General features: G+C 53.0%; 16 protein-coding genes and 1 tRNA gene. 6 read left to right on the forward strand and 11 right to left on the reverse strand.

Translation table 11 applies throughout. The features are described 5' to 3' along the window. The first annotated feature begins 203 nt into the window (after positions 1-203). Positions 204-1,397 carry a hypothetical protein gene (locus tag RA19_RS13755; protein ID WP_152615774.1) on the forward strand — a complete coding sequence of 398 codons (1,194 nt, stop codon included), beginning with the start codon at positions 204-206 and terminating at the stop codon, positions 1,395-1,397. A 312-nt stretch (positions 1,398-1,709) separates the two neighbouring features. Here RA19_RS13755 and RA19_RS13760 read toward each other — a convergent pair whose 3' ends face one another. From RA19_RS13760 to RA19_RS13810, 10 genes are all read right to left on the reverse strand, one after another. Beyond that, entirely contained in the window at positions 1,710-2,417 is a 708-nt protein-coding gene (locus RA19_RS13760; protein WP_039163545.1) for a hypothetical protein, read from the reverse strand. A gap of 561 nt (positions 2,418-2,978) precedes the next feature. Further along, the gene (locus RA19_RS13765) at positions 2,979-3,641 is read right to left on the reverse strand and encodes a hypothetical protein (protein ID WP_039163547.1); all 663 of its coding nucleotides are present in this window, start codon (positions 3,639-3,641) and stop codon (positions 2,979-2,981) included. 46 nt (positions 3,642-3,687) lie between these two features. Beyond that, a complete protein-coding gene (locus RA19_RS13770; protein WP_152615775.1) occupies positions 3,688-6,054 on the reverse strand; it encodes a helix-turn-helix domain-containing protein in 2,367 nt (788 codons plus the stop codon). Positions 6,055-6,410: 356 nt separating this feature from the next. Beyond that, a complete protein-coding gene (locus RA19_RS13775) occupies positions 6,411-6,980 on the reverse strand; it encodes a hypothetical protein (RefSeq protein ID WP_241479069.1) in 570 nt (189 codons plus the stop codon). A gap of 9 nt (positions 6,981-6,989) precedes the next feature. Beyond that, positions 6,990-7,403 carry a DUF1064 domain-containing protein gene (locus RA19_RS13780; protein ID WP_039163553.1) on the reverse strand — a complete coding sequence of 138 codons (414 nt, stop codon included), beginning with the start codon at positions 7,401-7,403 and terminating at the stop codon, positions 6,990-6,992. A gap of 7 nt (positions 7,404-7,410) precedes the next feature. After that, positions 7,411-7,680 carry a DUF2312 domain-containing protein gene (locus RA19_RS13785; protein ID WP_446720282.1) on the reverse strand — a complete coding sequence of 90 codons (270 nt, stop codon included), beginning with the start codon at positions 7,678-7,680 and terminating at the stop codon, positions 7,411-7,413. Next, a complete protein-coding gene (locus RA19_RS13790) occupies positions 7,680-7,970 on the reverse strand; it encodes a hypothetical protein (RefSeq protein ID WP_039163555.1) in 291 nt (96 codons plus the stop codon). Before RA19_RS13790 ends, RA19_RS13785 begins: the two co-directional genes overlap by 1 nt. Further along, positions 7,967-8,863, reverse strand: coding sequence for a helix-turn-helix domain-containing protein (locus RA19_RS25820; protein ID WP_052261790.1), 897 nt, complete (start codon positions 8,861-8,863; stop codon positions 7,967-7,969). Before RA19_RS25820 ends, RA19_RS13790 begins: the two co-directional genes overlap by 4 nt. Before the next feature lie 72 nt (positions 8,864-8,935). Then, entirely contained in the window at positions 8,936-9,067 is a 132-nt protein-coding gene (locus tag RA19_RS27675; protein ID WP_275041734.1) for a hypothetical protein, read from the reverse strand. 188 nt (positions 9,068-9,255) lie between these two features. After that, positions 9,256-9,489, reverse strand: coding sequence for a hypothetical protein (locus RA19_RS13810; RefSeq protein WP_039163559.1), 234 nt, complete (start codon positions 9,487-9,489; stop codon positions 9,256-9,258). 87 nt (positions 9,490-9,576) lie between these two features. Between RA19_RS13810 and RA19_RS13815 the strand changes: the two genes are divergently transcribed. From RA19_RS13815 to RA19_RS13835, 5 genes are all read left to right on the forward strand, one after another. Then, positions 9,577-9,879, forward strand: coding sequence for a hypothetical protein (locus RA19_RS13815; RefSeq protein WP_082018068.1), 303 nt, complete (start codon positions 9,577-9,579; stop codon positions 9,877-9,879). A 227-nt stretch (positions 9,880-10,106) separates the two neighbouring features. After that, the gene (locus RA19_RS13820; protein ID WP_039163561.1) at positions 10,107-10,370 is read left to right on the forward strand and encodes a hypothetical protein; all 264 of its coding nucleotides are present in this window, start codon (positions 10,107-10,109) and stop codon (positions 10,368-10,370) included. A gap of 137 nt (positions 10,371-10,507) precedes the next feature. After that, positions 10,508-10,840, forward strand: coding sequence for a hypothetical protein (locus RA19_RS13825; RefSeq protein WP_039163563.1), 333 nt, complete (start codon positions 10,508-10,510; stop codon positions 10,838-10,840). A 26-nt stretch (positions 10,841-10,866) separates the two neighbouring features. Continuing rightward, positions 10,867-11,073, forward strand: a complete 207-nt coding sequence (locus tag RA19_RS13830; protein WP_039163565.1) for a hypothetical protein — start codon at positions 10,867-10,869, stop codon at positions 11,071-11,073. Then, complete coding sequence (locus tag RA19_RS13835; RefSeq protein ID WP_039163566.1) at positions 11,067-12,065, forward strand: tyrosine-type recombinase/integrase; 999 nt, start codon at positions 11,067-11,069, stop codon at positions 12,063-12,065. The genes RA19_RS13830 and RA19_RS13835 overlap by 7 nt, the downstream gene beginning before the upstream one ends. A 79-nt stretch (positions 12,066-12,144) precedes the next feature. Here the strand turns inward: RA19_RS13835 and RA19_RS13840 are convergent. Next, positions 12,145-12,234 (reverse strand) — tRNA-Ser (locus RA19_RS13840). Positions 12,235-12,249: the final 15 nt, after the last annotated feature.

Below are 12,249 nucleotides of genomic sequence, written 5' to 3' on the forward strand. Positions count from 1 at the left end.
TTCCATGCCACAGCAGTGAGATTCCGCTTTTCGGTTTCAGGTGCAGGAGATCAATGTCTGTTTGGGGCACAGACCAGTGCGTTTGTCGGCTACTCGCAAAGTAGACCTGTTCTGACGCTCGTTATCTAAGTCATATCGACATAGGTTGTCTGAAGCGATTGAAAGAGCTTGGGTAATGTATAGCTCAGAGATTTAGGATTTTGATGTCATCAGCAACTTTTTCTCCACCTGCCAGTTTCAATCCTCCGAAGGAGAGCTGCCTCTACCCTGAACTGTTCGTGCTTCATCGTGAGATTCATGGGTTGTCTCGAAGTTTGGACGATTTCCCACGCCTCCTGAATATCCAGAGGCGATTGATTAAAGCGATTTCAGAGGCCGAGAGAGAGATTAGAGCGGCAAAATTGTCCAACGATGATCCCCGAGGTTGGCAATACGTGCGGTACAACTTCCTGTGTCTTGGGGACTCCATAGCATTTCTTTACATGGACAGGTTTGCGCTGAAACTAACCTACTTCGATGTCGATACGGAAAATCCAAAGCAAAGTGGTGGTTTTATCACAGATAAGGTTGGGCACGCCAACGAGGTATCATTTCTGGAAGATGCGCTATCGCACAACGTACCCGCTGTGCTGTGCGACATTACTAATGTACTGCGCTACGGCGATATTTGCCTTCTGGGAGATAGCGATCCTGTTCCTATCGAAATTAAGTCGTCCAAGACGACAGACCGTCGAGGAAAGCGCCAAAAATCGAAACTGAAGACCCTCAATAGCTTTCTTACGTCGGACCGCGGTGATGGATTTCGGGGACTTCCGGGCACAACGTTCAGGACCGCATTTTCTGTTCCTCCAAGATCGTACTCGGACCAACTGCAAGAGGCTATTGCGCGAGCTAACTCAATCGGCTCTTCGAGTTTTGAGGTCGATGGCTGCCTGAAGGTCGCAGTCATAATGGAAGAAGATCCAGACTATGATGCGCTCTTCGGTGGATTTGGCTCATCCAGGGTTTTGGTGAATGCTGTTAATCAGATCAAAACCAACAAGTTATGGGGATGCTACTACCCGTTCCCCTTAACGCTTTCAGAACCAATGCATTTTGAAAGATTTGTTCGGGGTGAGATTCATATATTTACGCTTCTCGACTTGGATGCGTTTGAGGACAACTTGGCGCCAGAGGGGACGAGGCTATCCCTTGACGCTGATGAAAACCATATCCAGTGCAGTATCCATTTCTCGAATTTATTCGCAGACGACCAAGAAGCCTACTTCATTATTGGAGATCACATGATGTGCCGCATATGGACGGATTTCTTGTGTCCGAGTTGGATCGTTCAGAACTCGGTAAATTCAGTAACAAACAATGCGGAAACGATTTGGGAGGCAGCCGATCCGCCGTAAAACAGGATAAACTATGGTCATCAAGTAAGCTTGTCCGCAGGATATGCCACTTTCGCAAAGCGGCTGTTGGGGTGCTAGAGCGAGCGCCTGCTTCGTCCAGTCAGCCGTCTTTCTTGGCGCTGCTTAGCACCGGTAACGACGTACTGCGCATGCGAGAGGCAACCAGGGGCCGATGGCAGCTGTGGGCTCTGAGCCGCCCAATGAGGAAACCAGACTGTTTCGCGCTTTCAGCCATTTGCGGCCCTATTCCATCGGTTCCCCCCCCCAACACGCATTGAAAATTGGTAGGGTAGTCCGAGCCGTCCGCTTTTATTAAGGACTTGGGTCTTCGTTGTTGGCAGCAGGCTCAAGTTTGAGGTCTTGCGCACGCATGGTGATCGCCTCATAGGCTTCACTAATCTGGCGAGCATTAATCTGCAGATCCCGAGCTACTTCTTCGTATGGCCGCTCATCACCATAACCATTTTCGCGGCGGCGAATCAGCATAAAATCGCTTCCAGGTTCGATAGCTCGCATTTCGAGACGGATTATTGAAACCAGGCGCTGCGCGGCGCTGACCAAGGATTTAAGCGCAAACTGCAAGTCAGGATCATGAAAGCGCGTTTCCGCGCTCCGCCATTCATCCGCCAACTCAATCGCTCCACTGATTCGCTCGAGACGGAAGCCATTTGCAAATTGATGATCTCGAATGAAGTCGACCGTGTCTCGTGGAAGTCTTTGACGAAGTCGATTGAACATGAGCTGATCGGGAGATGGCGACCTTTTTGGCCAGATGTACTGACCGATGATCAGGCTGGTGCCGAACACAACCAAAAAAAGCCCAGTATAGATTTCGAGGGGGCCCAAAGCAGGATCGGAGATGCCAAGCCATTGAAACAGTGCCAGAAGCCAAGCGGGGACCGCCAGTATGCCCAACCCAGCGCTCAAGATCCAGAAGCCCGCTTTCCGAATTGGATTTCCGAACAGAAGGCGCTTCACCACGTCTGTCAAAAATTCAAACCATTTTCCTTCATTGAGCATTTCGATAACGCTGCCCCTTCCAGTGTCCTGTTGCGAGACAAGAAATATCCATTAATTCTAAATCTGCCTTTGCATTCGCGTCCATAGCTCGGGGCAAAAGGGAGCGCAACTTCTGGGAACGTGGTGAGGCACCATCCTGCCCTGGAGAACGTTCGAAAAGGCGCATCCAGCACAACCCCGTGCGCAAAGTAGGCCGACCTTTTCAAGATCGCTATCTGAGCATTTTTTCCACTCGAACGAACAGGCTGCCCCGAGCTTCATAAAAGTGTTGCAAAGGTTCGTATCCGCCTTGAGGTGTCATGGCCGATCAGCACATCGGTCGGTGAGCTGCCTTGTGCGCCCGCATCATTCTACGATGACGGTTGTGGCCGCTAAGGGCTCAGACGGCCGCTCGAGGTGCAAAAACAGATGAAATGTTTTTGTCAAATGCTTCTTGCCTCTAACATCCGCAAGGCTCATGAGTGAGAGCTTTGTCAAGTACAGCTCTCAATTCTTGTGAAGAAAGCAAAGCAAACTCCAGTATTTACGACTAGCCTCATCTGCAGTGGAATTGGATTATCTTCACCTCACGATCGGCGGCTCATCCAAAAGAATCCGCCCTGAGTTGAGATAATCCGGAATTTCGTAGTACGCACTTAATGCAATACCCAGAATTATCGAAAAAATGCCACCAAGTGCGAAAATAGCAAAAGTAATAGCCAATCCAACAATCGTGCCTCTCAACAACTCCACTTTAATGTTGTGAAGCTTCTCACCCGACTTCTCTTCTGGAATTTTATCGAGCACCACCCCAATAAACCGATAGACGCAAAGCTTCTTTTCGACCAATGAAACAAAAGTATATGCTATCGCCTTGAAAGCCAAGAGAACCCAAAACAGAGACAAAAAACCCGAAAAAACCAACAACACTCCGCCATAGAAGGAGCCGTTGGAATACTCTTGACTACGCGAGTATATGAATGCTGCAAGTGTCGCCAGGAGACCCAATCTAACCAAGGCGCCTACAAAATCAGAAGTACGCTTCATACTATCGTATGTTTTTTTCTTCGCCTCGGCAAGCTCTTCATCATCTATATCAAAGCTAGCAGCATCGACAACACTTGGCTCCTTAGCACCGTGGTCAGTTTTCGGCCTTGCAACCTTAGATCTCTCTGTCACTTCATCCCTCCCTCCGCTTAACCGCGAATTAAGCGGATACTCTTCATCTGTCAAAAGTTTCTTCACACTTGCCTCCTCATTTACAATGAGCACAAATCAGTGAAGGGGCTGGCTACACAAATTGAGTCAAGGCGATTTTTTCCATTACAACACCATCATCGATCATTTTTCGCCTCGAAATTACAGTTGCCATTTCATGATCCAAGAAAGACTGTAAATTCGCCTCTTCCGAAACGACCTTACTGTAAGCCACGCGAGCCTCTTCCAGTTTCCCCATACCCAGATAAGCGTCACCTAGAGTGCGGTAAGTGCTACTATATCCTTCCGCTGTTGTAGTTGAAGCGCCCAACGCTATGGCCTTGTGGGCGAACTCCAAGGCAGCAGAATAGTCCGTATCAAGTATGGCGGCTCTTGCCAGGTAACAATTGATGTCAGTACTGATACCAAGGTCTCTGCAAAGAGCCTCATATTCTCCAGCCAACTTTCTCGCCTCGCTGGGTAGTTTTTTCGCCATCGCGATTTCGAATTTTGCATGGATGAAGCTTGCAAAAAATCTGTTAAGGCGAGTTTTGTTAACAGATGGATCAGATTTTAACCTATCAAATACGCTTTCAATTTCCTTAAGCGTTGTCTGCGCTGTTTGCAGGTCGTTCAAATAAACGTGAGTTATGCTTTCAACTACCGCTGACATAGCCCCAAACAGTTCGCGTCCCTTTGTAGAAAGGTCGACAATCTTGCTCTGCTTCAAGTATGAGGTAGCTGCCGGGATATCTCCCGACAACATTTCAAGGTACCCAACTTCATATAAAACTCTCCCCCCAAGTTCCGTAATTTCATTCGTGTCTAAGCGCGACTTTTCTAGTTTCACCACCTCGTCCAACATAATTTGACATTGTTGGAGCAAATCCTGTCGTTGTTCATGGTCATCATTCTGCGCGCGACGAATACTTGTAGCAATTTCCAGCATTAATTCTGAACGGTTTTCAATCGGCCCTTTGTAGGAAACTCCGCCTTCAATGAAGAAGCGCCCAGCGAGTGCAAATTCTTCGTGCATGTGTCGACCGGTAGCCATGAACGAAAGGCGCTCAGTTGTTGAAATTTCGTGATACAGAAGACTATAAAAAAATGTTGTGAGCACGTCTTTGCGGATCTCGGCCTCAATATCCTCGACTGGTGCATTTGCGGCCTTAAGGCTTGAAATGGAACGTCGAACAATTCGATTTCGTATATTTTCGAAATATCGAATATCATAGTTTTGCAGTGCAGCCATTACCAGCTGGCCCCAAGCTGGATGGCGGAGGCAGCGGTACCTGTCTGTTGCCGTCTGCGCGACTTCTTGCAGCGCAACCAGTTTAGGGAGGGTCGTTTTGGCGTCGATTTCGTCTAGAAGTATGGCAAGCTCCGCCGCGCTGAACTCTACTTCCATCCCCCCCAGCATCCAGACTAACAACAAGGAAACTTTGTCAGTGTCTTTAGTGTCATGGGAGGAGTTTGCGCCTCTTTGATCGAAGATACGGTCGATCTCAGCGCTTACTGCTTGATATGCTAAGTCAATATTGATCACGTTGGAGCTTTCCTTGATTGCGGTCGCTAAAGCTGCGGCCAACGCAACTAAGCTTTTGCCGCACTGATGGAAGAGATGTTCAAATTCCGAGAGCTGTTCGATGCTTGTTGTATTTTGCGCTATCAGGCGCGTTGCAATCTCGTTGCCGTGAACTTGGACTTCTGTAAATTTAGCACCTCTCCATCCAGATATAAGGGTTCGCACCTCTTCTAGTTGATCTGGGCGTGTGGTAACGATGATAGCGGAATTCTCCAGATCAATGCTCCGCAGAGCCTCAAAGGTGAACATCGCTCGATTTTCGAACACATACTCATGAATGTCTTCGATGATGAAAAGGTTGTTTCTCTTTAGTTGTTGTGAGCGTATCTCGACTTTGTCGAGAAACTCTCTATATGCCTCAGATCTAATCCAGTCTTCACCAGTAGAAAATTCGCCGGAGAGAGGGAGAAGTGTTACCTCCCACGTCCCAGGGTTTTCATGTTTCCAATCTGCAATGAGAAGCTCTACTGTCGAGCTCTTTCCACTCGCGATAGGTCCTGTCAAAAGAACATGTCGGTGTGACTTAGAAAACAGTGCTTCCTTGGCACTCTCATAGCCAGGATGCTCCACCAAAGGTTGCAGCTTTTCGCTGTCAATTGCGTGGGGATGCAAGTGCTGTCGCCTTTGCTCTCGATACTCCTGCCAGCGCTCAGGGGTTAGGTCATAAACTTCCGGCCGTATGCCGCGAACCCTATCCATTTCCAGCTTTGAAATGCCTAAGGCACGATTAATCTTGGAGAGATTGTTTGGACTAACCGACTGTTTTAGTTTGGAAAATTTTGAAATTACACTCTTTCCACCACCGATACCGGCTTCCTCGGCTAGTTTCTCCTGAGACCAACCGCGAGCCTTGCGCCGCTCGGCGACAAGCTCCATGTAGAGCTCTTGCCATTCTTCTATTTTTACCACCAATTTGCTACCTCGCCTCGATGATCTCCTTCAGGCGGAGCCCCATAGTTGTAGGCACGATCGAATTGCTCTTCTGGCCAGTGAGCTTCAAAAAAGGACATGCCTAATGTTGAAGTTCGCACAAATCCACGGTTACGCGCTTATCGCGATGATCTATGTCTCTGCACTGTATGGAGTCGACAAGATCCTTGTTAACTCATGCGCTGCAATAATCTATTCACTTATGTCCCGCTCACATTAAACAACTTAAGCGTGGAGCTTCAAGTCACTATGGGGAGGGGCTCAGTCTGGTGGTACCGTACGCCCTCCCCACGCGCCAAACGCTACTTAGGAGTAATCAAGCGAGAGAGCCAATAATCCGCAGCCTCTAGCAGGGTGGTCACGGTCTTTTTCTCCACGCAGATCTCCCTAGCGATCTCTGCCTCGTTGGCGCCCTGAAAGTGCAATCGCAGCACATGATCAGCCAGATAAGCTTTTTTCAGCGCATGACAGGATGGAAGCTCAAGGATGCAGTTCGCGTGACTGAAACTCAGTCTGCGGGCTGCCTTGATGCCGATTAGGGCGACGATACGGTGCTCTTCGGTCATCTCCGCTGGCACATAGAGCTGGCGCCGCCAGCGGCGGCGCCCGCTAGGACGTGTCCCCTCAACCAGCCGCACTGCCTTTTCTCGACCGACCACCTCGGCGATTTCCTCGACACTCTCCGGCAGTGGCACCCGTTGCCCCCTGCCAACTGCAAATTCCGCCAAGGGGTATCGCACCACCTCAGGCATTTCGAGCTGCCTGGCTATCGCTGCTGGCGCTGGACGTGACGGCGCTGAACGCCCAGCGCGTTTTGCCTGATCCAGAAGACTGCGCAGCTGCCGGTTCTCTTCCTTTAGATCCTCGAGCACCCCCACAGATCAGCCCTTCGCCTTTGTGACAAGGATCTCCATGCCCTGGGCGAGCAGGATGGCGCGCTTGAGCTTGAACACATCGGTTTCATGCCCCTTTCGGTCCTCGATCACCGCGCAACCGAGGCGCTTGTCGACGTAGGTGAAGTCCGCACGGTAAACGCGCTGTTGGTTCCCTCCGTCGGTCATTATGGGACCATCCCTACCATGCAGCGGGATTTCCACCTGGCGACGCAAACCACAAATTTCACCCGCTTCCTGCAGGAGAAGCAATTCCGCCCAGCGCTGGGCCTCTGTCTTGCTGTCATGGGTGATACCGTCTGGGGTAGTAGTGCGCTTGGTTCCCCGCACACGACGCTTATCCTGCCCCTGTGTGCCTTCCAGTTCATTGCGGTACTGCTTTGCCGTCAATCGTTCTGTCATGGCGCCCTCACATGCCCAGCGCTTCTTTGTACATCTCGAGGACAGCCTCTTCCTCGGAGATATCGTCCTGATCGCGTTTCCGCAGGGCGATGATCTTGCGCATCACCTTTGTGTCGTATCCGCGTGCCTTTGCCTCTGCCTTCACCTCTTTCTGCTGTTCGGCGATGGTCTTCTTTTCCTCGTCCAGGCGTTCGAAGCGCTCAATGAACTGACGCAGTTCGCCAGCAGTAACACGGTAATTTTCACTCTTCTCGCTGTCTGTCATTTCCACTGTCATCACACTGCCTCCTGATTTTGCTTCAATTGTTGGCCTGCAAACTTGAGCGCGTTAGCCATGTCCCGGGCATTCGGGTGTTTGCCCGAACAGGCTGCAAGCTGGCACTGTGTGCGGTATGCGCCGACGATCTCGTCGAGGCTGTTGAACCGCTTCCGGCTGGGTATCTCCTGGCCGACCAGACCTTTGCCCGGGGCGATGATGATGCAATCGCCGCGCTCCAGATCGACGGTTACGATGACCTTTCCGAAGTTGGTGCCGTGTGTATCCGGGTCGAGGTGAGGGCTGCTCATACGTGGATCCCCGCAGCTTCGCATTCTGCCGCAGTGATCAGCCCGGCCGCGATGCACTCGCCCGCCTGGCTGGGCTTGATGGTCCGCGCCCAGGGCTTGCGAGCCCGGATATCTTGGGCCCGCGTTTCGAGCACCTTACGCGGATCAGCACTTGCCAGAGGCGCGGTCACATGCTGGCGCCAGCGTTTCTCGTCGACCCAGTTCTCGGAATACTTGATGTACCGCGGACTGTTGCCGACCTGCTCGACTGCATAGGCACGGGCTCCTGCCAGGATCTCCCGCGGATCCGCACCGGCGCCCAGCGCTTCTCTCAGCGATTCCTCAGTTGCCTCAAGGTCGCCTATCCGGGGATAGGCAGAGACAAATTCACCAAAGAACCCTCCAAAATCAAAACCTGTCTGTTGCGGGGCGTCAGCCGCGCAATAGGTTCTATTTGGTTTATTTTGGTTTGGGTGACACTCTGTCGGGGGTTCCCCTGACACTGTGTCGGGGGTTGGGTGACACTCTGTCAGGGGTGACACTGTGTCGGGGGCTAGATGTTGTGTCCCCTGCCCTACATCCTGTGCCGAGTGGTGACGCTGTGTCGGGGGTACAGGCCGCAGATCTTCGCACAATTCGATACGCTCAACGATGATCCGGTATTCATAGGTGTAGCCGTTGCGGTGCTTCCGCTTGCCTACTTCGGACACAAATCCTGCGTCGATCAGATCTTTGATTGTCCGCTGAACTGTACGCTCTGACGTCTCCAGCTCGCTCGCCATCGTGGGCTTGGACGCCCAGATGCCCGAGCCGTCATCGCTTGCGAGATCGCCCATAAGCAGGATCAGAGCTTTGCCGGTTAGGCCAACGCCCAACCGCCTGCGGCGCAGTAGTGACGTCACATGGTTACTCATGCTGTGTTCCCTCTGCTCGATATTCCCGCCCAGCGCTGGGCGGCTCTTTCCGGGGCTGTGGCGCCTTTCCGGTCATGCCGCCTGCCCCAACGCCTGGCCGAAGAATTCCGGCGCTTCTGGATCGGTCAGCATGACCAGCAAGGCGATATGGCTGGCCGGGGCGGTTACTGCGCCCCACCAGTTCAACGCGGTCTGGAAGCTCACATCACAGAAAAGAGCCACCTCCCGCGGGCTATGAAACCGCGCACGGAAATAGCTAGACCAAAGGTCAGGCGCCCCAGCCTTAAGTGCGTATGGGTCAAACTTATTTGACCAAGACTTTTGGCTGGCAGAGACGCCATGCTCAGGGCATGGCGCATCATTGTTCACTATCAGAGTCAGGCTGGGCCGGTTCATTCAGCCCCTCCAGTGTCGCTGTCTTCCCGCTCGACCGAGAGGAAGGAGAAAAGGGTCCGGGATGGTTCAGCCATCCCCTTCTCACGCGCCAGGGTACAAATCGCGTCATACCAAGCTGCGGGCAAAGCCCCGGCCTGCATATGCGTGTGTACCGTTGTTGGCTTCTTACCCAGGCGCTTCGCTACGGATCGGTAGCCGCCCAGAGCTAGGATCAAATCACGTATGGTCATGCCTTAGCGTTAGTCCGAAAAATTTGAACCCGCAAGATCCGACAGTCAGAAAGTTCACTTTATTCGGATTTGAGTTAGGCAGAAATTATGGACATCGATGCAAAAGAACGCCTGGCACAGACGGGCGACATTAGCCCGGACGCAATTCGAACTCGCCTTCTGGCAGCTCGAAAATCGATAGGCATGCAGCAACTCGATGTAGCCAAGGAACTCGGGCTGAAGAAAACAACCTTCCACTCACAAGAGAGTAGAGGTGCTCCGGGACTGAAGACTATGCGCTATTATTATCGACAACACCGCATAGACTTTAACTTCATCTTACACGGCGATTTCGCGCAACTCCCTCAAGACGTTCAGGATCGCCTCTTCGCTGCCTTGCAAAGCGAATAGCTCCAACCGGATCGAACACCCAGTTTAAGTCCAGTCCAGCTCGCCTCAAGCGAGCTGCAATCCATACGATCATTCTCTCTCGATTCTCAAATGTTCCCCTTCTGTTCTCATTTTTTCGTACGCACTTGCAAGAGGCCGGAACTGTCAGTCCGATATTTTTGAACTTCAGGATTGACTGGTACGCTTTTTTCGGACTACAACTCCCCCATCAACCGATGGAGGATTGAATGAAAGATATTGCTAAAGCCGCCCAGCGCATCGCCGGATCCCCTGAAGATTACCTGGAAGATCCCGCCGCCTTTACCGCCGCCTGGGCACTACTGAAGGCCGCGCGCGGTCAGCGGTTTGACCCCGCACGCTTGCACCCACAGCATTTGATCGACCGCCCGGCACCCGCGCCGGAACCGACAGCACAAACGCTAGACCGCATTTCACAGAAGACCCGGGAAATCATGACGGCCAAGGGCTATCAGCCCCACCAGGCAGCCTGACCTGAAAAGCGGCGCGCGGCGGAGGATTGGCGCGCCCTTTGATTTCCAGTTTCGCGCCTTTGACCTTTGGCGTGAACCAGCGCGGGCGGTGCAATCCTCCAAATTCCTTCCGCCCGCGCCCCTTCCCGGAGATAACCATGGCAAATGCCCAAACGACGGCAACGAAACAGGAAATCTACGCCGTCGCCCAGCGCCTGAAGCATGCCAGCCCTGTTTGGCGCGCCGCGCTGCTTCGTATCAACGGCGCAAAGATCACCAAGGGCAGCAATCTGGACGGTGACAAGCTCGACTTAGACGCTCAGCGTTGGCACATCACCATGCTCGGCATCACCGGTGACGGTTGGAGCTTGAAAGAAATGCTCGACAACTGGATCTGGTGGGCGGAGCTGCATCACAAGTTCGACGCAGCCCGGCGGGCGACAGACGGACGGACCGACTGTCCCTACAATGGCCAGCCCCCTGCCCCTTGAAGCACCCCGCCCTAAGGAGACCAATCATGGGCCGCATGACACCTATTGCTGTGGCGGAGAAAGGCGCGGCGCAGCTTCTTGATATGAAGCCAGCGGAGTTCCGCGAGCTGGTCGCTCAAGGCGTGCTCCCGCGGCCGCGTAAGGTTGGCCCCTTCGAACGCTGGGACGCGGAAGAACTGCGGGCAGTGATGCGCGGCGATTTTGTCGATGGCTTCGAGGACGTGAAATGGTGAAGAAGAAATTCACAACGACAAAGAAGGTCAAAGGGCGGCTTTATCAGTACTTCCGCAAGGACGGCCGCTATGTGCGACTGCCCGACGACCCAAACAGCGAAGAGTATGATCGGGAATATTGGCGGCTGATGCGCGGCGGCGGTGCGCTGTCTCAGCGCTTCACCTTCGAGAAGCTGATCAAGAGCTACAAGCAGTCGCCCAAGTGGGACCGCTTGGCCCCGCGGACCAAGGCCGACTATTCGAAGGTTCTGGAATACATTTCCGACAAGCTGGGCAGTAAAGATCCGACCAAGATGCGCCGCTCCACAATCATCGAGGCGCAAATGGCAAACCGCCACCGGGCGCGCTTTGCCAACTACCTCCCCCACATGCTGTCCATCCTGTTCGAGCACGCAATTGACTTGGACTGGCAAAGGGACAACCCGGCCAAGGGGATCCCTAAGATCAAAACAGGTGAGGGCCACAAGCCTTGGCCCGCCTCTGCAGTCACCGTGTTTCGCAAGCATGCGGACGGGCTGGCCCTGCTGATTTTCGAGCTGGCCCTCGGAACGGGACAGCGCGCCTCAGACCTGACCCGGATGGAATGGGAACACATCGAGGACGGCGGCATCTGGGTCACCCAGGGCAAAACAAAAGCCCGCCTCTGGATACCCTTCACTGCTCGCCTCGCCGCAGTCCTGGCAGCGACCAAACGGACCAGCCTGCGCTATATCCTGGCCGATGAGTTCGGCCGGGCGCTGAACTATGACCAGCTTCAAAAGAAAGTGATGGCAGTGCGTAAGACTGCCGGGCTCACAGCATATTCGCTGCACGGCCTGCGCTACAGCGCTGCCGGTGAGCTGGCAGAGGCAGGCTGCACTGATCAGCAAATCGCAGCTATCACCGGCCACAAGAGCCTTTCTATGGTCCAGAAATATTCGAAAGGCGCGAGTCAAAAACGCCTGGCGAAGGAGGCTCAAAGCCTCAGGGAACAGAACAAAAACGGATCATGAACCTGGGAAAAATTTTGGGAAACCAAAAATCACCCCTTCGGGGCGGCTTCATCAGGTGGCAGCTAAGTATTTGATTTAGTGGCGGGGAGACAGGGATTCGAACCCTGGGAACGCTCTCACGTTCAACGGTTTTCAAGACCGCCGCATTCGACCACTCTGCCACCTCCCCGGTCCGTTTTGCGGT

It is taken from the genome of Leisingera sp. ANG-M1 (assembly GCF_000813745.1).
In the GTDB taxonomy this organism is placed as follows: domain Bacteria; phylum Pseudomonadota; class Alphaproteobacteria; order Rhodobacterales; family Rhodobacteraceae; genus Leisingera.